This is a genomic window from Nocardia sp. NPDC056000, assembly GCF_042269265.1.
In the GTDB taxonomy this organism is placed as follows: domain Bacteria; phylum Actinomycetota; class Actinomycetes; order Mycobacteriales; family Mycobacteriaceae; genus Nocardia.
Window position 1 is genome coordinate 35,521 of the sequence record NZ_JBHJXS010000013.1, and the last position, 19,773, is coordinate 55,293.

General features: G+C 66.7%; 15 protein-coding genes. 6 read left to right on the forward strand and 9 right to left on the reverse strand.

The genetic code is table 11. The annotated features are described in order from the left end of the window. Positions 1-23 precede the first annotated feature (23 nt). The 7 genes from ACFC4D_RS33655 to ACFC4D_RS33685 all read right to left on the reverse strand — a co-directional run bounded on the left by ACFC4D_RS33655 (position 24) and on the right by ACFC4D_RS33685 (position 8,757). Complete coding sequence (locus tag ACFC4D_RS33655; protein WP_375968281.1) at positions 24-905, reverse strand: LysR family transcriptional regulator; 882 nt, start codon at positions 903-905, stop codon at positions 24-26. Next, entirely contained in the window at positions 902-1,672 is a 771-nt protein-coding gene (locus ACFC4D_RS33660) for a TetR/AcrR family transcriptional regulator C-terminal domain-containing protein (RefSeq protein WP_364650518.1), read from the reverse strand. Before ACFC4D_RS33660 ends, ACFC4D_RS33655 begins: the two co-directional genes overlap by 4 nt. Positions 1,673-1,965: 293 nt before the next feature. Beyond that, positions 1,966-2,433, reverse strand: coding sequence for a hypothetical protein (locus ACFC4D_RS33665; protein ID WP_364650515.1), 468 nt, complete (start codon positions 2,431-2,433; stop codon positions 1,966-1,968). A gap of 331 nt (positions 2,434-2,764) precedes the next feature. Beyond that, entirely contained in the window at positions 2,765-4,603 is a 1,839-nt protein-coding gene (locus ACFC4D_RS33670) for a hypothetical protein (RefSeq protein ID WP_376069204.1), read from the reverse strand. A gap of 41 nt (positions 4,604-4,644) precedes the next feature. Then, on the reverse strand, positions 4,645-6,414 hold the full coding sequence (locus tag ACFC4D_RS33675) for a hypothetical protein (RefSeq protein ID WP_376069207.1): 1,770 nt from the start codon (positions 6,412-6,414) through the stop codon (positions 4,645-4,647). A 148-nt stretch (positions 6,415-6,562) separates the two neighbouring features. Beyond that, the gene (locus ACFC4D_RS33680) at positions 6,563-8,125 is read right to left on the reverse strand and encodes a flavin-containing monooxygenase (protein ID WP_376069209.1); all 1,563 of its coding nucleotides are present in this window, start codon (positions 8,123-8,125) and stop codon (positions 6,563-6,565) included. Then, positions 8,122-8,757, reverse strand: coding sequence for an SRPBCC family protein (locus ACFC4D_RS33685; RefSeq protein ID WP_376069211.1), 636 nt, complete (start codon positions 8,755-8,757; stop codon positions 8,122-8,124). Before ACFC4D_RS33685 ends, ACFC4D_RS33680 begins: the two co-directional genes overlap by 4 nt. 175 nt (positions 8,758-8,932) lie before the next feature. Between ACFC4D_RS33685 and ACFC4D_RS33690 the strand changes: the two genes are divergently transcribed. The 3 genes from ACFC4D_RS33690 to ACFC4D_RS33700 all read left to right on the forward strand — a co-directional run bounded on the left by ACFC4D_RS33690 (position 8,933) and on the right by ACFC4D_RS33700 (position 12,062). Continuing rightward, a complete protein-coding gene (locus ACFC4D_RS33690; RefSeq protein WP_376069214.1) occupies positions 8,933-9,601 on the forward strand; it encodes a TetR/AcrR family transcriptional regulator in 669 nt (222 codons plus the stop codon). A gap of 51 nt (positions 9,602-9,652) precedes the next feature. Continuing rightward, positions 9,653-11,047: an ABC1 kinase family protein gene (locus ACFC4D_RS33695; protein ID WP_376069218.1), complete on the forward strand. Its 1,395-nt coding sequence runs from the start codon at positions 9,653-9,655 to the stop codon at positions 11,045-11,047. A gap of 100 nt (positions 11,048-11,147) precedes the next feature. Next, positions 11,148-12,062: an oxygenase MpaB family protein gene (locus ACFC4D_RS33700; RefSeq protein ID WP_376069221.1), complete on the forward strand. Its 915-nt coding sequence runs from the start codon at positions 11,148-11,150 to the stop codon at positions 12,060-12,062. On the opposite strand, the gene ACFC4D_RS33705 is transcribed toward ACFC4D_RS33700, so the two are convergent. After that, positions 12,063-14,027, reverse strand: coding sequence for a WD40 repeat domain-containing serine/threonine protein kinase (locus tag ACFC4D_RS33705; protein ID WP_376069224.1), 1,965 nt, complete (start codon positions 14,025-14,027; stop codon positions 12,063-12,065). It abuts the gene before it with no gap. Positions 14,028-14,190: 163 nt separating this feature from the next. Between ACFC4D_RS33705 and ACFC4D_RS33710 the strand changes: the two genes are divergently transcribed. From ACFC4D_RS33710 to ACFC4D_RS33720, 3 genes are all read left to right on the forward strand, one after another. Continuing rightward, positions 14,191-15,843 (forward strand): CocE/NonD family hydrolase, encoded by a 1,653-nt coding sequence (locus ACFC4D_RS33710; protein WP_376069227.1) that lies wholly within the window; start codon positions 14,191-14,193, stop codon positions 15,841-15,843. Continuing rightward, positions 15,840-17,246 carry a M20/M25/M40 family metallo-hydrolase gene (locus tag ACFC4D_RS33715; protein ID WP_376069229.1) on the forward strand — a complete coding sequence of 469 codons (1,407 nt, stop codon included), beginning with the start codon at positions 15,840-15,842 and terminating at the stop codon, positions 17,244-17,246. The genes ACFC4D_RS33710 and ACFC4D_RS33715 overlap by 4 nt, the downstream gene beginning before the upstream one ends. Positions 17,247-17,395: 149 nt before the next feature. Further along, positions 17,396-18,235: an alpha/beta hydrolase gene (locus ACFC4D_RS33720; RefSeq protein WP_376069231.1), complete on the forward strand. Its 840-nt coding sequence runs from the start codon at positions 17,396-17,398 to the stop codon at positions 18,233-18,235. A gap of 4 nt (positions 18,236-18,239) precedes the next feature. Here the strand turns inward: ACFC4D_RS33720 and ACFC4D_RS33725 are convergent, their stop codons facing one another. Then, positions 18,240-19,685 carry a metallopeptidase gene (locus ACFC4D_RS33725; RefSeq protein ID WP_376069234.1) on the reverse strand — a complete coding sequence of 482 codons (1,446 nt, stop codon included), beginning with the start codon at positions 19,683-19,685 and terminating at the stop codon, positions 18,240-18,242. Between the last annotated feature and the right edge of the window lie 88 nt (positions 19,686-19,773).

The following is a 19,773-nucleotide window of genomic DNA, read 5'->3' on the forward strand; positions in this document are numbered from 1 at the left end:
AGAGACTGTCAAGAAGGAACTTGCTACCGCGCCAGGCTCGCCAGCTCCCGGACCCGCGGATTGTCGGTGTCATTGCGCCACAGCAGCACCACGTGCACATCGGACATGCCGGTGAACGGTACGAACACCACATCGGGGTGGACGAAATGCAGGGCCATGGCGGCGGTGGTCACGAAGACGCCCGCGCCGTGCGCCACCGCACCGAGCATTTCGGGTTCGGTGATGGCGGTGATGCCGCGCCGGATGGGCCTGCCCGACGGGGTGACCTCCGGCGGCCAGAAGCTGCGCGCCAGTTCCGGCGGCACCGAGGGCGGCCCGATGATGGTGAGTTCGGCGAGATGCTCGATATCCAGCGAGGGCGCGGCGGCGAGCGGATGTTTGCGGGCGATGGCCAATCGTCGTGGGAAGACCCCGATTTCGGGTCCGACGGTGAGGTCGGGCTGTTCCACCGGCAGCAGACAGGTCTGGATATCGACCTCACCGCGGCGCAGCGGTCCGTAGACATCACTCCAGGACAGCTGGGTGAGCGTCACCTCGCAGTCGGGGTAACGCTCCCGCAGTCGCAGCAGCGGACCGTCCAGCGTGCTGAAGTACGGACCCAGGAATCCGATGCGCAGGCCGTCCGCGGCCGCACGGGTGCCGACCACGGCGCGGCGCAGATCGTCGAAGGCGGGCCGGACATCGCGAAGCAGCCTCTCCCCCAAGGGATTCAACTCGACGCGACGGCTGGTGCGTTCCACCAGTCGCCGTCCCACCCGGCGTTCGAGCGAGCGCAGCAATTGGCTCACCCGGGGCTGGGACAGTCCCATCCGCTCGGCGGTGCGGCCGAAATGCAGTTCCTCGGCGAGGACCACGAAGGCTTCCAACTCGAGCGGATCGATGCGGCCGAACTCCACGCCGGTCATCCCGCCCACCCCGGCAGCCGGGTCGCGAGCCCGTCGAGGATGCGCTCGAGTCCATACCGGAATTTGGTCTCGCGCACCGCGCCGATACCCGATTCCGCCCGCGCCACAATGGATTCCCCGATGCGCCGGTGCGCGGAGGTGATGCGCTCCAGGGTGGGCAGCAATTGGTCGACGAGTTGCTGTTCGTCCGCACCGCTGCGCGCGACCGTGGTGAGCCAGGCCGCCTCGCTCAGGCAGATGCCGACCACATAGCCCATGACGGTGCTGATGGCGGTATCGGTTTCATTGCGCGGGAATTCGGCGGCGTCGAACACCCGGAGCAGGAATTCGTTGAGCCGCAGCACATTCGGCCCCAGATAGGCGAGTCCGACCCCGGGCAGCGCCTCCGCGATCCACGGATGCCGCAGGATCACCTCGCGCATGCTCTCCGCGCAGGTGGTGACCGCTTCCCGCCACTGCCCGGCGACCGCGAGTTCGGGAATGGCGATCTCGCCGTATACCGCGTCGACCGCGAGTTCGATGAGCTGATCCCGGGTGGCCACGTGCCGGTAGATCGAGGTCGCGCCCGCGTTCAGGCGGGCACCGAGGGTGCGCATACTCAGCGCCGCCATACCTTCGGCGTCGAGCAGCGTAACCGCCTCGGACACAATCAATTCCCGGTTCAGCGCCGGTCGCGGCCGGCGCTGCGGGCGGGTCCACACCGACAGGCCGGGATGCGATGCGGAGATGATGCCCTCCTGCTGCGGTAGCTCCGCTCGACGATCCACCGCACCTCCGTTCCGGCTCGCGGTCGCGCCCGGAGGCGACGGAAACCGCACGCGGATCACAGTAGCGCACAGTGTGCGCATCTGCGAACGATCGACGCAATCGTCCTACGACCGGGGACCGGAACATGCTCCATCAGCGTCGATAGCCGATACGAATGATCAACCCGGTGAACGGGCCGTGCGGGAACCAGCGCGCGAACGTACCTGGCGGACAGGCTGATCAGTCCCGCGGACGAATGCATCCCGCGCACGAACCGATCGAATCTCAACGGACGAACGCACCCGATGAACGGCTAGCCGAGACCCCGGCGAGCGATCGGCCCGAGCGCGCTGAGATCGAGATCGCTATTGGCCTCGGTCCAGCCGGAGGCGCGAAGTTCGGTGGGCGAGGCGATACCGAGGGCGTCGTGCAGGCCGATGACGGCCGACAACGCCAATTCGGCCAGCCGGCTCGGCGGGATGGGCCAGAGCAGGGTCTGCCGCCAGTTCTCTATTTCCCGTTTCGGCACCGGCGCGGTCCAGCCCAGCTCGCGCAGCCGCTGGGCGGCGGGCTCCGTAATCGGTTCGGCGAGATAGTAATTGCCGGTGAGCTCGGCGGAAAGCCGGATGTCGAACTGCTGGAACTGAACGTATCGATTTCCGGTCGCGGCAATGACGAGCGTGGCGCGCGAGGGTAATTCCGCGAGTACGCGCGCGAGGGCATTCGCGAACACGTCCCAGTCGGTTATCGCCTTCTGGTCGTGCCGCGCCCTGGTGCCCATCCTGGCCGATCATACGCCGTCAGAACCACCGGGACACCGAATAATCATGGCGCACTTGCGCTACCGCCGCGCGATCCCTCCGCCGAGCACACCGAGCGGTGAGCAGGCGATCGCGCGCGCGGTGCGTTCATCCGGCGTAAAACTCTGCCGTGCAATGAATTCGCGCAGCTGAGCTCGCATAACACTCAACAAGGCCCCTGATCGCGCCATTGGCAAAGCGTGCACCGAGCTCATCGCACTCCCGTTCTCTTCGATTCTCCCGAAAAGAACACTCTTCCAAACAAAAGCCCAGGTGGCCGTTAATCTCTCGTGAAAATCAGCGCACGAACCATCAGGGCCGGGTCAGGAAGTCGGCGATGAGAGTGCTTGCCATCTCGGGCATTCCATTGTTCTGCCGTTCCGCGGCGGTGATCACGTCGTAGTGGCGATACCCGGGGATCAGCTTGGCGTTGGCGGGCAGCAGACCCGCGTAACCCGCGTTCTGCAGCGGCGAATCACCCGCCAGCAGGGTGAGATTGCGCTGCCCGGCGGGGGTGCTCTGCCAGCGATCACCGTGCAGCAGGAAGTTCAGCACCCCACCACTGCGGTTCTGCAGCTGTTGCAACTCACCGTCCCGGCCGAGGCCGAGCGCGAAGATCGTATCGGTGATGATGCGCAGCGGCGTGAACTCCTCGAAGAAGTCGGTCGGCTGCCAGCCCGGGTTCATGGCGTGCGCGAATTCGCGGATATCGGTGACCTCGTGATCGCGGTCGGTCGGGTTGCCGCGCACCGGATCGATCCCGTCGATGGTGGACGCGGGCACCCGGTCGTAGTTCTTCCATCCGCACAGCTGCCCGTGATCGACCGGGGTGTAGTTCTGCCCGTAGCCGACTCGCATGGGAATGATGAACAGCGTCGGCCCCAGCACCGGCACCGAGGCCAGCCCGTTCGGCACCGGATAGGTCTTGCCCGTGGTCGCGCAGTCGTAGAATCCGAGCCCGGCCTGCATGACGTACTCCGCCGAGTTCTGATCGAACAGCATGCCGAGTTCGGCGGTGTTGGTGAGCCGGAAGTCGCGCGGCAGATTGTTGCCGGTGAACAGGTCCAGATAGTCCTTGCCGTACATGAGCCGCATCCACGGTTCGGCGCGCAGATCGGTCGGCACCAGCGTCTTCAGATCGCTTTCCGCGTCCGGCTGCTGATCCGCGGCCATGGCGGCCAGCTGGTAGGCGTTCATCACCTCGCTGGCGGCCATGACCGGCCACTGCGCCACGCCCAGACCGTTTTTCAGCAGGGCGTCGACCGCGGGTCGCAGCGCGCCGCCCACCGCGGACATGAACGCGTCCAGCGGTGGCACGCCGGAGAAGCCCGCCGGATCGGTCATGGCGAACCCGTCTTCGGGGACGCTGCCGCCGCCGCACAGGTTGAAGCCCGCGTCCTCGACGGTGGCCGGATTCCGATCGAAATCCCATGCCATCATCGGGCCGACCAGGAACGCGCCGAGCGAATGCCCGCCGCAGAAACTCTTGTGCCGGTCCCCGGCATCGGGCAGCAGGTATTGGATCACCACCCGCCAGTCGTCCATGGTGAGTGCCAGCCCGTATTCGCCGAGGTAGCTCAGGTCCTGCGGGGTCTGGTAGCGGTAGGACCGGCCGTCCACGGTTTTGCCGTGGAAGTAGTAGTCCGCCGCGACGCGGTAGTCCCCCGCCTGCTGTGCGGCCGTCCAGCCGGTGTGGTCCTCGGCGCAGTTGGCGCGCCGATCCATCGAAATGTATTCGGCGAACTTGCCGTTCGCGGCGGCCTTGCGAACCACCTGCGGCGCTTGCGGATTCAGGTTCGCCGCACCGGAGAAGGTGCCCGGCTGCATGGTCAGCACGGCGTCCGCGTCGGAACTGCGCTCGGGCCCGCTCCTGGCGCGATATCGGACGAAGGAAATCCAGTCGCACGCTTCGGGATGCGCCATGGTGGAGTACGGGCTCGGATAGTGCAGCCGGACGTAGGTCGCCTCCACATCGTCGCCGAGCCCGGGATCACCGGTGATGGGGCTGATCTCGGCCCGGTCCGCACCGGCCGGAAGCTCCGGTGCGGCAGCCGATTCCGGGATCGGGACGCCCGCGAACAGCAGCAGTGCGGTGACGGCCAGGGGAATCCCGATGGACAGCGCGGTCCTGATGCGATGGGTGAGCGGCATCGCTCTCCGCCTTCCGGGGTATTCGGTGGTGAATGCTGTTGTCATCGCAGGCTCTTCACGAAATCGGCCAGGGTCTGCGCACTGGCGTCGGGCCTGCCGTCGTTCTGCACCCGGGCCGCGCCGATGGTGTCGACGTGGCTGTAGCCGGGCAGGGTGACCACCTGCGCGGTGGGCGGCGGCGGCACCACGATGCCGACGCCCTGCTGTACGAAACCGTCACCGGCGTAGGCGATATAGCTGGGCTTGGTGCGAGCCATATTGTGGTAGCGCAGGTTCGTCATATCCCCGCCGCGCGCACCGCCGTAGCCCGCGCCGATATCGATGAACAGGCGCGCCGGGGTGTAGGTCTCCCAGTACGCGTACGGTCCACCGGTGCCGAGTTGTCTTGCGGCGTCCCGGATATCGGATGCCTCATGATTCGGCGAGGTGTACGGCACATCCCGCACATCGTCGTAGTTTCGCCAGGTGTAGAGCACCGTGGGATCGGTCGGCCGCACTCGCGGCTGCGGACCGGCGACCGCGCGCAGGAAACCGCCGAGCAGCGGAACCTGGGTGACAGAACCCGGTACCGGGAAAGCCTTGTCCGACACCGGACCTCCGGACAGCGCACCGACGCCCTGCTGGAACAGCGCGAAATTGCCCGAGTTGTTGTCGATGAACTCACCGAGCAGCGCGGTATTGGTGAACCGGTAGTCGCGAATACTTCCGGAACCGTCCGCGCCATTGGTGACGAACCCGGACAGTGACCCGGAGAACATGTAGTCCAGCGTCGCGTCGATATCCAGATCGTGCGGAAGGTGTTTCAGCAGTTGGCTTTCCGCGTCCGGTTCCAGATGCGCGGCCAGCCCGGCCAGCCGGTAGATCATGAAGGTCCGCGCCCCGACGATCGGCACCGAGACCAGCGCGCGCGGCAGCAGGCCCACATTCGCGACGGCCTTCACCACATCGTTGGTCGGCCCGACAATGGCGTTGGTGAGATCGTGCAGGAACGGCGTGTTCTGAATGGCCACCGGATCCGAGGTGATCATGGTGTCCTGGGCGGCGAAGGCGGCGCACTGGTTGTAGCCCGCATCGCGGGTGGTGGCCGGATTCCCGTCGAAATCCCAGTCCGAGAAGAACCCGGTGACCAACCCGCCGAGCGAGATGCCGGTGCAGACGTATTTGCGCTGGCGCACAGCCTGATCCGGAATCTCGTTCAGCATGATCTCGTACTGATCCCGGATGACGCGCTCCATACCCATACCGTCGAGCACGGCCAGATCCGGCGACTCCTTGAATCCCGGGAACAGCTTGCCGTCGATCGGCTTGTGATTGAAGTAGTAGTCGACCGCGTCCAGGTAATTGCCGGTGCGCAGCGCGTAATCGAATCCCTCGTTCTCGTCGAGGCAGGCGCTGCGTCGCGCCAGCGCCCAGAACTCGATGTGCTGCCCCGAAGCCTGCGCCGCGGCAACGGTATTCGCGGCGACGCTGTCGGAATTCACCGCACCGCCCATCGCGCCCGGCTGCTGCACGATGACATGGTCCGCATCGCCGGACCGCTCCGGTCCGCCCACCGGCCGATACCGCAGGTACCCGGCGCGATCGCAGGCCGCCGGATGGGCCGGAGCCCCGGCGGGCAGCGGCAGGAAATAGCTGACGCTGGAGACGATCACACCGTCCCGGACCTCCAGCACCCGCTCCTGCCGATCGGTCGCGATGCCGATCGGCTCGGGTTCCTCGGCCGCGGCGCCACCCATCGGCAGCACCGCGGTCGCCGCCGCCACGGCGACCGCGAGTACGGCCCATCGCCGCAAATTGTCGAGCGCAGGCACGCACCGGCCCCTTTCGTAAATCCCAATGGCATGACGACGGGCGCGGTGAACCGCTCGACCACATCGTCGACGCACAGCACATCACCGGCGCGTACACGGGCACCATTGACATTTCCGAGAAAGCGGAGCGCACCGATAGTGCATATGCTCAGCCGCGCGCGAGCTCCACGGCCGGGACGTCCGCGGGATCCTCGAATACGACGGCGGGGCGATAGCTGTAATCGTCACGGTCGAATCGGGTGGCCTTGCGATAGGTCTTCAACAGCGACCACGGGCGAATGTACGGGGATTTGCCCTGGGAATTGACGAAATAGCTGTTGGAGCCCTCGCATCGGGTTTCCAGGTAGTAGGACAGGTTTCGGCCGCTGCGCAGCATGTCGGCATGGAATCGGCGCTGCGACTCGGGGCGCACTTCCACGACGGTCGCACCCCGTCGCCGGGTCTCGTCGATGACGGTGGCGATATGGCGCATGGCGTTCTCCACGAAATAGTGGAAGGCCGTACCGGTCCAGGAATACGGGCCGATCATGATGAACCGGTTGGGCACCTTCGCGACCGAGGTGCTGTAGTACGCCTGCAGTCCCTCGGTGTTGTAGAAGACGCCGAGATCGAATCCGTCACGGCCGATGACGGTTCCGGGTTTGTAGCTCTCCGGATCGGAGAAGACCTCATAGCCCGTGGCCAGGATCAGGGCATCGATCTCGCGTTCCACACCGTCGGCGCCGCGAATGCCGGTCGGGGTGATCTCGCTGATGCCCGCGGTGATGAGGTCGACGTTCTCGCGATTGAGCGTGGGCAGATAGTCGCCGCCCGCTCCGCCGCGAATACAGACGATGCCGAAGTCCGGTCGCAGCACCTGTCGGGTTGCCTTGTCCCGCACCTTGATTCGCACCCATCCGGCATAGGCGTTGCGGCCGACGAGATCGACCGCGCGCGCCGCCGAACGCCAGAGCGGCGCGGGCGTGTAGATGGCGACCCGCAGCGCCGAATCGATGACGGTCTGGGCGATGCCGTTCGCGATCGCCGAACCGCCGGGCAGTGCGAGCAGGCGCTGCATCCACGGCCGCAGCACGAAATCCGGCTTCGGCAGATACACCTGGGGAGTGCGCTGATAGATATCCAGCCGCTCCACCCGCTCCGCGAGTTTCGGCGCGATCTGCATGGTGCTGGCCCCGACACCGATGATGCCGACCCGTTTACCGGCGAAGTCGTAGTCGTGATCCCAGTGCGCCGGATGCATGGAAACACCGGTGTAGGAAGCCAATCCGGGGATGTCCGGGGTGGTCTTGGGATTGATGTACGCACCGACCGCGCTGATCACGAAGCGCGCGGTGAGTACCTCCCCGGATTCGGTGTGCAGCTGCCACAGTCCGTTCGCGTCATCCCATTCCTCGCGAATGACGGTGGTGTGGAAGCGCATTCGGCGCGGCAGGTCGTAGTCGGCGGCGACCTTTTCCAGGTATTCCAGAATCTGATCGCGTTTGGCGAAGAGCCGGTCCCAGTCGGGTTTGCGGGCGAAGGAGAATTGGTAGGTGGTGCTCGGGATATCGCAACCCGCGTCCGGATAACTATGGCTGTACCAGGTGCCGCCCAGCCCGCCCACGCGGTCGATGATCAGGAAATCGTCGATGCCGATCTCCTGGAGTTTGACCCCGGCGCAGATGCCGCCGATGCCCGCCCCGATGACGATTACCTCGTATTGCGGTGTCATTTCACGCCTTTCCCGGTGCGACGGTTACCCACCGCCGCGGCGGCCTTGCCATTGGCCTGGACAACTCGCGGTGGCGGTGGGAGGGTCCGCGCGACCTGCCGCACGCGCCGGTCGAACAGCGGGCCGATACCCCCGATCCGATAGGCGGCGCGCCACAGCGGCGGAGCCCAGGTGGAGAAGCGCAGCGGCAGGCGCGGGGTGACCGCGACCGTCCAGGCCAATCCGGTCCGGTCGTTCCCGATATCGGTGAAGGTCATATCCTCGGCGTACTGGCTGACCAGCAGGTATTGCATCCAGTTCCCGCTCACCACACCGAAGGTGATGCGCCGGTTCGGTTCGTAGCGCCAGAATTTCTCGCGCTCGACCCACAGGAACCGCAGTGGTTCGAAGACCGATCCCATATCCCGCACCACCCCGACCCCGCGCAGGGGCGAGTCGTAGCGCACGCCGACGCGCGGGAACGGCAGCCAACTCCAAGCGCGATCGTCGTCGATGGCGGTCCACACCGCGCGCACCGGGGCGTCGAAGGTGCGCTCGATGGTGAAAACCAGTGCGGCGGTGTCGAAGACCGAATCGTCGACCGGTTGCCGCGCGGCGTGCTGGGTGTGCAGGAATGAAGTGATGCCCGTCATGGAGCGACTCCTTTGTCTCACAACGTCCGATAGCCACGAATGCCGGTCTGACGTGCACTCAATTAGCGGACGAAGGTGTCACTAAACTAAACCGTCCCAGACAGATGCGCAAGAGTCGGATCCCGCGCACCCGCATCCGGCGGCATCACCGGGACGGGCGCATACGATGTGCTCGATGACCGAACCAGCCAAGCGCGGACCCGGACGCCCCCGCGATGAGCAGAACACCGAGCGGCGCCGGCGCGAGCTGATCGCGGCCGCCTACCGCGTGTTCACCACCAAGGGCTACGCGGCGGCCTCCACGGCCGATATCACCGCCGAGATGGGCATCGGCTACGGCACCTTCTACCGCTATTTCGACAGCAAGCGCGCGATTCTGGACGAGGTCGTGGACTACGGCCTGGATCGGCTGCTCACCGAAATCGCCGGGGACGTCTTCGAACCCGCGCTGCTGGACCGCGAGTTCACCGTCGAGGAATTGATCCAGACCTGGTCCGGCGCGGTCGAGCGGATGTGCCATATCGCCGAATCGGATCCGGCGCTGATGAACGCCATGCTGTTCGAACTGCCCGGCATCGACGATGAGCTCAACACCAGAATCCTGGGCCTGGGCGGCATACTCGCGGCGACCGTTGACCGATTCCTTTCCCGGGCAGTCGATTCCGGCGTCATCCGGGACGACGTTGACACCGGCGAGGTGTCCTGGATGCTGCTGGCCCTGACCATTCCGCCGGTCATGCGCACATTGCAGGGCCGCGGCGGATCGGATCGGCGCGCCTATATCGACGCCGCGATCGCGGTGCTCACCCCGGGCCTGCGCGCGCTCCAGCCGGAAACGGATTAGTCGACACCGACGTCTGTTAATCTCGCAGCTCTCGCCGGAATGAGGTCGCCGATGCCGAACGATATCCCCATCTCCCGGGCGCGACGCGGCGCCGAACTGGGCAAACTCGTTGCGGGCCAAGCGGTTCGAGGCGCGGGCGTGCGATTGTCGATGGTCCGCGATACCGAGGAACAGCGCATCGCCCGCACCGAACGCGCCCTCGTCGAGGCGGCCGAGGACATCGTGACGGTGCTGGGCAGCATGAAGGGCTTGGCCATGAAGGCCGGGCAATTGCTGTCCATGTTCGATCCGCTGGCCGCGTTCGGCGATCGCGCGGTATCGCCGCGACAGCGGGAACGCTTCCAGCGCAAACTGGCCGCGCTCTACGACCAGAGCGCGCAACTACCTTTCGAGCAGATGCGCACGGTCATCGAGGGCGATTATGGCCGCCCGCTCGACGAGGTCTTTGCCGAATTCGACGAAGAGCCGATCGGCGCGGCATCGATCGGCCAGGTCTATCGGGCCCGGCTCACCGACGGCCGCGCGGTCGCGGTCAAGGTGCAGTATCCGGGTATCGATATCGCGATCCGGGCGGATCTGAAGAACCTCGCGCTGGTGATGCGACTGCTGCGCGGCGTCGCACCGGCGGTCGCGGATCACACGCTGGTCCGCGAACTCGCGACCCATATCGCGGCCGAGATCGACTACCGCGCCGAGGCCGAACACCATCTGACCATCGCGCGAATCTTCCAGGGCCACCCGTTCATTCGCATCCCGGCCGTCGAAGTCGAACTGTGCACGGCCCGGGTGCTGGTCACCGAATTCGTCGAGGGCCTGCGCTTCGACGAGATCACCGCGCTCGGCGATGCCGAACGGGATCGGGCCGGCGAGATCCTGATGCGCTTCTACATCGGATCGATGGTGCGGGAACGACGTTTCACCGGCGACCCGCACCCCGGCAATATCCTGCTCACCGCCGACGGCGGGGTCGCCTTCCTGGATTTCGGCCTGTTCAAGCAGATGGACGCGACGGCGGTGGAATTCGAACTCGACTGCGCCCGCGCGGCGGCGGAGTACCGCGGCGCGGATCTGCGCGCACTGTTGGTGGATTACGGTGTGCTGGAACAGCACTCACCGGTGACACCGGAGGAGTGCCTGCGGCTGATGTACGAGGTGTCGGGCTGGCTGCTGACCGATGCCGAGACCCGCGTCGGCGCGGATTCGGCGTCGAACGCCCTGCTCGCCGTCATCGATCCACGCCGGGGCTATTTCGACAATCTGCGCCGCGAATACGCCCCCGCCGAACACGCACTCGCGCGCCGCGCCGAATACGGCACCCTCGCCCTGCTGGGCAAATTGCGCGCCACCGGCAATTGGCATCGCATCGCGCGGGAGTGGTCCCACGACGAGGAATCCCGCACCGAACTGGGCGCACTCGAACAACAATGGCTGCGCGCACGGACGTGACGGTTGCCACCCGGCCGACAAGATGAGAAGATTCGAACGTAACTCTCTCATCCTGTCGGAGTGTGGCGCTGCGGCAGGACCGTGATCAAAGGAGATCACCATGACCGCCGCCGTCGCGCCGATCGATCATGACTCCCGAGCACCCCGGCCCGAACGCCGTCCGTTCGCACCCGGCAGCCAGATGTGGGAGCAGACCGGGCTCATCACGTTCTCCCTCACCGCCGGCTCGGCCTTCCTGTTGCAGACCATGGAGCCGACCATCGCCGCGGTGGTGGACGAACATTCGAGTTTCCGCACCGATCCGGCCGGACGCGCCTTCCGCAGTATCGCCTCGGTCATGATGTGGATCTACGGCGGCGATGAGGCGCTGGCCGAAGCGGATCGACTGCGCGCCATGCACGCGAGCCTCAATAGCGTTGACGCGCACGGCAATAAGCATCAGGCGCTGTCCTCGGGGCCGTGGGCGTGGGTGCTGCACACCGCGGTCTTCGCCTTCACCGAGGGCAATAAGTACTTCTCCACCGTGAAACTCAGCGAGGCCGAGAAGGAGGCGTACTACCGCGAGGTGGTGCAGCTCATGCGCAATTTCTCGGTGGCGCCCAAGGAGATTCCGGCGACCTTCGCCGAATGGGAGCCGTGGTTCCGCGATCAGGTCGAGAACCACCTGGTGGCAACCAATGTCGCCGACGACTATCTGCGGGTGATCCAGAAGATCGCACCGCCCAAGCAGATTCCCGCACCGCTGCGCCCGCTGTGGCGCACCGCCACCAAACCCGTCGGCCGCCTGCAGTATTTCTTCACTGTCGGCACCACACCCGAGATCATTCGCGAAAAGCTGGGCCTGACATGGACTTCCAATGATGAGCGCACCCTGCGCGCGCTGGGCTGGGTGATCGGCCGCACCGTTCCGGTACTGCCCGAACGAGTGCGCTACTTCCCGATCGCCTATGAGGCGCGCCGCCTGGAACGCGACCGCGCCCGGCTGCGCAAGATCATCGACCTGCGGCCGATGTAGTCAGCGCAGCTCGGCGAGATTGCGCAGGCACACCCGATCATGGTGTGCCGCGGCGAAAGTGATGCCGTCGGGGGCGAACACCACCGGCGGCGGCATATCCGGGCCGAGCTGCCTGCGGCTGTCGATATCCCAGATGCGCACCAGCGCACGGGTGCTCACCGCGAGCAGCGCGCCATCGGCGCTGAAGGTCACCGAGCGCACCGGACCGGTCCCGGTGTCGAGCGGGAAGTGGATCGATTGCCCGGTGCTCCGGCTCCAGCACACCACCCGATCGTGATTGGCGACCGCGAAGCGGCTGCCGTCGACGCCGAACGCCGCCTCGACCTCGGTCCCGGTCAGTTCCATCGGCAGCAGCAATTCGACGCGATAGCGATCATCGGCGCAATCCCACAGCCGGGCAACACGATCGCTGACGGTGAGCAGCGTGCGACTGTCCGAGGTGAACAGCACGCGGCGGACGTGCTCACCCGCATGCGCCAGAATCGCGCGCTGCGCGCCGATGGCCGAACCCCGGGGCGCGGCCCCGCGGTGGTAGTCGCGCAGGATGACCTCGTCCCGGCGGGCGATGGCGAAGACGGTTGCGTCCGGGCTGAAGGCCAATGAGCTGTAGCCCAGACCGAAACCGGGATGCATCTCCAGCTTCCCGAATCCATTGCGCTCGGGCGTATCCCAGAGCAGTACCGATTGCGGGTTGGTGGCCGCCAGCACGGCCGCATCGGGGCCGAATACGGGTGTGGACGGCAACGCGGTGTACACGTCTTCGCAGATCCGCTGCGCGCTCTCGACGTCCCACAGGCGCGCACTACGACCGCTCGCCGCGGCCAGCAGACTGCCGTCGAGGCTGAAGGCCAGCGCGTGCACCGCGATATTCACCGCCAGCGGAGCGCCGATCTGCTTACCGCCGTGGGCATCCCAGAGCCGGACCGTCTGATCCGCGCCCGCGGTGACCACCCGCGCACCCCAGGGGTCGAAGGCGATGACGCGCACCGCGCCGGTATGCCCGATCAGATCGACCGCCGCACGCACCGGCGGCGGGTTCGACAGCGGCGTCGACCAGACCGGCGGCTCCGCTCCGGCGGCCGGTCGCACCGAATCACCCTGCGGCGGAGCGGTGCTCATCGGTTCCGGCCACAGCGGTTCGCGAATCGCGGCCAGCGCCGCCTCCGCCATTTCACCGCACGAGCGATAGCGCGCACCGGGCGATTTGGCCATGGCGGTCGCGATCACCTCGTCCAGTGCGGCGGGCACGTCCGGGCGGCTCGTGGATACTCGCGGCGGCGGAGTGTTCAAGTGCGCGTTGACAATCGCGAACACGGTGCGCAGCGGGAACGGCACCGCGCCGCTCAGCAGATGAAACAGCGTGCAGCCCAGCGCGTAGACATCACAGCGGTGATCCACCGGCCCGCCGCCGAGCTGTTCGGGTGCGGCATAGGCGAAAGTGGCGCGCACCGAACCGGTCGCGGTGGTGCGCTCCCCCAGTCCGCGGGCAATGCCGAAATCGGTGATCTGCACATGCTGCTGACCGGTGTGTTCGCTGATCAACAGGTTGGCGGGCTTGACATCCCGGTGCAGGATGCCCTTGCCGTGCGCGTAATCCAGTGCGGCCGCGGCCTGCCGGACGATCTCCACCGCGCGCGCGATCGGCAGCGGACCGGCTCCGGCCAATCGCTCGGCATCCGATCCGGAGACGAAATCCATGGCGATCCAGGGTGTTTCGCCATCGGTGCCGCAGTCGTGCACCCGCACGATATTCGGATGCTGTAGCGCGGCGGTGAGCCGGGCCTCGCGTTCGAACCGGGCCAGCGCCTTGGGATCACTGCTGCCGACATGCGCGGGCAGCACTTTCACCGCGACATCGATCTGCAATCGCGGATGCCGCATCCGATAGACCGTGCCCATCCCGCCCGATCCGGCTTGCTCCAGCACCGTATAACCCGCGAATACCGATCCCGGCTCGAGTACCACCGGTGACCCGCCTTTCCACCCCCGTACGAGCGCCCGTGTTTCGGACGTCGCCCGCACGATTATGTCCGAGGGATCCCGTGCGCACCCGCCGATCGCCGCCGTGCACCCTGTTTCCGGGGGCTGGTCTGCGACGACGTCAGGCACCAAGGTCACTATGGTGATCATGCGGATGGTGTTGTGGCGTGCCCTGCTCGGGCTGCTACTGGTGTTGGGAGTGCTGGCGGTGCCGGGGCAGGCGGTCGCCGATCAGGGGTTCGTGTGGAAGCAGGAGTACATCACCGCGGCCGATGGGACGCGGCTGCACGCGGATATTCTGCGGCCGACCGGGATCGCCGATGACGCGAAGACACCGGTGATCATGACCGTGAGCCCGTATCGATCACATCTGGCCTATCTCACCTCACCGCTGCTCAAGGGCGGGCCGTCGACCGAGAATCTGCCGGTGGCCGCCATGCTGGCCGCCGGGTACACCTATGTGATCGTGGATCTGCGCGGTTTCGGCGGCTCCAACGGCTGCCCGGATTTCGGCGGGCCGGGTGAGCGATCCGATGTGAAGACCGCGGTGGAGTGGGCGGCCGGACAGCCCTGGTCGACCGGCAAGGTCGGACTGATGGGGATCTCCTATGAGGCGTGGACCGGGCTGATGGGCCTGGCCGAGAAACCCGCCGGACTGGCGGCGGTCGCGGCGTTCGAACCCGTCGTCGACCCCAATTCGTACCTGTACATGCAGGGCATCGCATGGAAGTTCTCCGGTAAGCCGGTCACCGAAACCGGGGTCCGGCCGGGCGATTTCGCGGGACTCGAGCATCTGCTCATCGCCTCCACGCCGGGCAGTTGGGCGGATTCGCCGGAGTACCAGGCGAATGCGGTCAGCATCGATCCCGCCTGCTACAGCAATTACGCGAACCAGATCATGAATCATGATGCGTCCTCGGCGTTCTGGCAGGACCGGGATCTGGTGGCGAAGCTGAAGGGCAACACCATTCCACTGTTCCTGGGACAGGGATTCATCGACTACAACACCAAACCCGATCGCGTCTTCCAGCTCTGGAACGAGCTCGGACCCGGCGAGCACAAGGCGTGGTTCGGGCAGTGGGGGCATCGCACCTGCGATGACAAATGCGGCACACCGCAATTCACCTCCGAGCTGATCGGGTTCTTCGATCGGCTGGTGGCGGGTAAGGACGCACCGGTACCCGGACCGCGCATCACGGTGGGGCAGTTCGACGGTCGGTGGCGGTCCGAAACACAGTGGCCCCCGGCGGATATGCGGCAGGTGCCGGTGGATCTGCGCACCGGCGCGTACACCGATCGCGGCCTGATTCCCGGCCCCGATCGCGAAATCTGGTCGGTGAGTCAGCCTTTGGCGCAGGATCAGCAGCTCTCCGGCACGGTCACCGCGACCCTCGGCGTGGATGCGCCGCCGCAGGCGAGCGTGACCCTGGAAATGTACGACGTGGACCCGAACGGCCGCGGCATCGTCATCACCCGGGGTATCGCACCCGCGACCCCGACCACCGAGCTGCGGCTGCTGGCCCAGGATTGGCCGATCGCGGCCGGGCATCGCATCGCCTTCCGCATCACCGACATCCTCGACGACATCTGGGCGCATCCCGCATCGCTCGCCAAGGTCACCGTCACCTCCGCGCGCGTGCGACTTCCACTGCTCAACGCGGTGCGCACCCCGGATCTGACCGGCGGCATCTCCGAGGGCATCCCGAAGTGGAGCAATGAGAAGGCCCTCATGGTGCCCGCGGACGCGCTGAACAATGCGACAGTGAATATCGACTTCCCACCCAGGACCGGAGATCGATGACCCAGACCGCAGCCGCCACCCCGGCCGTCGACGACGCCACCGCCGAACGACTCGGGGCGGCGCTGCGCTGCGCCACCGTCTCGCGTGAGGATCCCGCCGAGACCGACCTCGGCGAATTCGAGCGCCTCACAGCTCATCTCGAAGCCTGCTTCCCGCTGGTGCACGCGCATCTCGAATGCGAGACCTTCGGCCACGCCCGGCTCTACCGCTGGCCGGGGAGCGGGGATGCCGCGTCCGGCTCGGGCGATGACCCTGCGGGCGGCATCGCGACGACCCAACCGGTCGCGGCGATCCTGCTCGCACATATGGACGTCGTCCCGGTCGATGACGAACGGGGCTGGACGCATCCGCCGTTCGCGGGGGTGGTGGATGACGACTTCATCTGGGGACGCGGGGCCATCGACGACAAGAGCCGGGTGATGGCGATCCTGGAGGCGGTCGAAGCGGCGCTCGCCGACGGGGTCCGGCCCGCGCGGACCGTATATCTGGCCTTCGGACATGACGAAGAGGTGTTCGGCAATACCGGGGCCGGGCGGATGGCGCAGCGGCTGCGGTCCGCCGGGGTCCGGGCCGAACTGCTGCTCGACGAGGGCGGCGTCATCACCACCGATGTGGCCGACGGCATCGACCTGCCCGTCGCCACGATCATGGTGGGCGAGAAGGGATTCGCGACCGTCCGCCTGTCGGTGACCGCGATCGGCGGGCACTCCTCCATGCCGGGCAGGCAGACCGCCGTCGGGCAGCTGGCCCGCGCGGTGGCCCGGATTCAGGACCGGCCGTTCCCGCTGCGGCTGACCCCGGTCACCGTCGATATGCTCACGCGGCTGCGGGGATTCATGTCCGAACCGCGCCGCACCCTGCTCGGCCTGATCGGTGTGGCCGGACCCGCGATCGCGCGCGTACTGGCCGCCGGGCCGACCACCGAGGCGCTGGTGCGCACCACCACCGCGCCGACCATGATCCACGGCGGCGTGACACCGAATGTGCTGCCGCAGCGGGCCGAGGCGTACGTGAATTTCCGTATCCTGCCCGGTGATTCGGTGGCGGATGTGGTCGCGCACTGCCGCCGGGTCGTCCGCGACAAGGGCGTCGCCATCGAACTGATGGGTCACGCGTCCGAACCCTCCGCGAATCCTGCGGCGGGTCCGGCCTTCGATCTCATCGCCGACCTCACCCGCGCGGTGGTGCCCGGCGTCGCGGTCACCGTCGGCCTGGTGCCCGGGGCCACCGACTCCCGCTATTACGACGATCTCGCCGCCACACGCTGTAATTTCGCGCCGATCATCCTCACCGCACAGGACCTCGAGCGCATCCACGGCACCGATGAGCGCATCTCCCGCGCCAATTACGCGCGCCTGATCACCTTCAACCGGCTCCTGATCGACCACCTCGCCCGGCGCTGAACCCGCGCGCACGAATTTCGGGGCGTGACGCGGCGGGCGCGGCGGCGGTGCGCGAGAATGACTCGGCCGGGTGGCGACAAACCGGGCGAAGCGCCCCGGAATGTGCGCGGTCGCCCCGGCGTGCGATATCCGACCGAGAGGGAGCGACGATGACCCGAAACGAGACCGGCGAATTCCAGGGCAGCGCGGGGCGGGTGTACTGGCAGGCCTGGCTGCCCGACTCCGAGCCCCGGGCCGTTGCCGTGATCGTGCATGGGTACGCGGAGCATTCGGGCCGCTACGCCCATGTGGCGGCGCGCCTGAACGATGCCGGGATCGCCGCCTACGCACTCGACCACATCGGGCACGGGCGGTCCGAGGGCGGGAAGGCGAATGTCGTCTCCCTCGACGGCGCGGCCGACAATGTCAAAGCGCTGCTGGATATCGCCGTGAAGGAACATCCGGGACTGCCCAAGTTCGTCATCGGGCACAGCATGGGCGGGCTCACCGTCGCCTACCTCGCCACCCGCGCACCCCTGGACGTCACCGGCGTGGTGCTCTCCGGTCCCGCGATCGTGGTCGACGCGGGCAATGCGGTACAGCGACTGCTCGCACCGGTCGTCTCCAAGCTGCTGCCGAATCTGCCCGTGCTGAAACTGGATTCGAAGCTGGTGAGCCGCGATCCGGAAGTGGTGCGCGCCTACGACACCGACCCGCTGGTGTACCACGGCGGGGTGCCCGCCCGCACCGGCTCCGAAATGCTGCGCGCCGGAACGTATGTGCTGGCGAACCTGGACAAGCTCACCGTTCCGGTGCTGGTACAGCACGGCACCGCGGACGGACTGGCCTCACCCGAGGGCGCGGATCTGATCGAGCGCGATGCGGCGTCGAAGGACAAGACCGTCATCCGCTATGACGGTCTCTTCCACGAGATCTACAACGAGCCGGAACAGGACAAGGTCATCGCCGATCTGGTGAATTGGCTGAACCAGCACATAGATCCGGCCTAGGCGATTACTTGTAGGTGCTCAGGCAGGCGTTGTCGCCGTCCAGCACTCCGGTGCGGAAGGCTTCCAGCCGCACGAAACCGCTGGGCACCACATTGCCGTTGACGTCCGAGGCGGCGAGGCCATCCGCGAGCAGTCCGGAGATGGCCTCGTCGAGATCCCCCGCGGAGAGCCGGATTTCGCCGCCCGGCTGACTGATCTTGGTGCTGAACGCCCCGGACAGGCAGGCGGTGCGCAGTCCGGCGGTCTCGGCACCGGTCAGCCCGAGCTTGCGATCCTGTTGCAGCGCAAGCATATAGCGGGAGATGAAGATGATGAACCCGTTGTAATCGCCCGCCACCATGGCCGAGAGCACCGCGCTGTCACCATCCCCGCGCGCCCTTTTGGCCAGTGCCGAGACATCGACGCCGATGGCATTGCCCGAGGGGCAGTACGAAACCGGTTTGGTCACGGTCACATTCGCGCAGGACTTGCTCACCCCGGTGTAGTCGTACACCGGCTGCCGGGTGATCGGATCGTTGGTCGCGAGAGTCTGGGCGATCATATCCAGCGATGAACGGTCCACCGGCAGTTGCTGATTCGCCTCATTGGGGGTGGTGTAGCTGGTCGGCAGGGTGCCGCGCCGGGAGGCCAGCTCCTTGCGTGTGATGGTCTTACACGCCTGCGCCCCATCGGTATAGCCCATCTGCACCGCGGTCACGCGCTCGAATGCCGAACCGTGTTCATCCTTGCTCGCGCCCGGTTCACTGTCCCGCACGGCGATGGTCGCGCCGAGTACGCCATTGAGGCCGTCGGTGGTGTTGAGCGTGAAATGCCGCGAATTCCCTTCCGCCACAGAGCGCAGGAAGACACCGGCGAAACAGTCCGCCTGCTGTTCCCGGATCACGTTCGCGGTGAAGAAGCCGTTGAGTTTGGCCTGCGCCTGCACCGAATGCCCGTATTCGTGGGCCAGCACCATGACCACCGACATGGCCCCGAATTTCTTGACCAGCTCCGGCAGCAGCGTGCCGCGATCCCAGCCGATGGTCTGATCGACCGTGCAGTACGCGGCATTCACCTCCTGAAAGGTGCTGGCACGGCAGAACTGCACGGCCTGACCGCGCGGGGCGGTGGAATCCCAGGAGATGAATCGGTTCACCGGGGTGAAGGTGCCGGGAAAAGTCTTGGCGTACTGGGCGGTCCAGTACTCCTGGAGATCGGCGAGGGTATTGAGCGCCAGCTTGTCGATGCTGCCGCCGTCCGCGTTCTCGGCGGTGAGCGTGGTATCCGGCACCCCGCTGCGCGGACCGTTCGGCCCGGTCGCCGACACCGCCCCGCTGAGTTCGAAGGGATTGTCCACCGGGGCCGTAATGTTCTGTGGCTCACTGTTTTTCACGACGGTACAACCGCCGATCACCAGTCCCGCCGCGAGCAGTCCGATGCCGAGCCCCAACCGCAGCCGTGTATTCCGCATAACGCCTCCCGAGTACCGCTCCGGGCCCAGCCGCGGTCCCGGCACCCCGAGCACGGCCGGACTCGGCCGGGCCGCGTCTCCGGGTTGC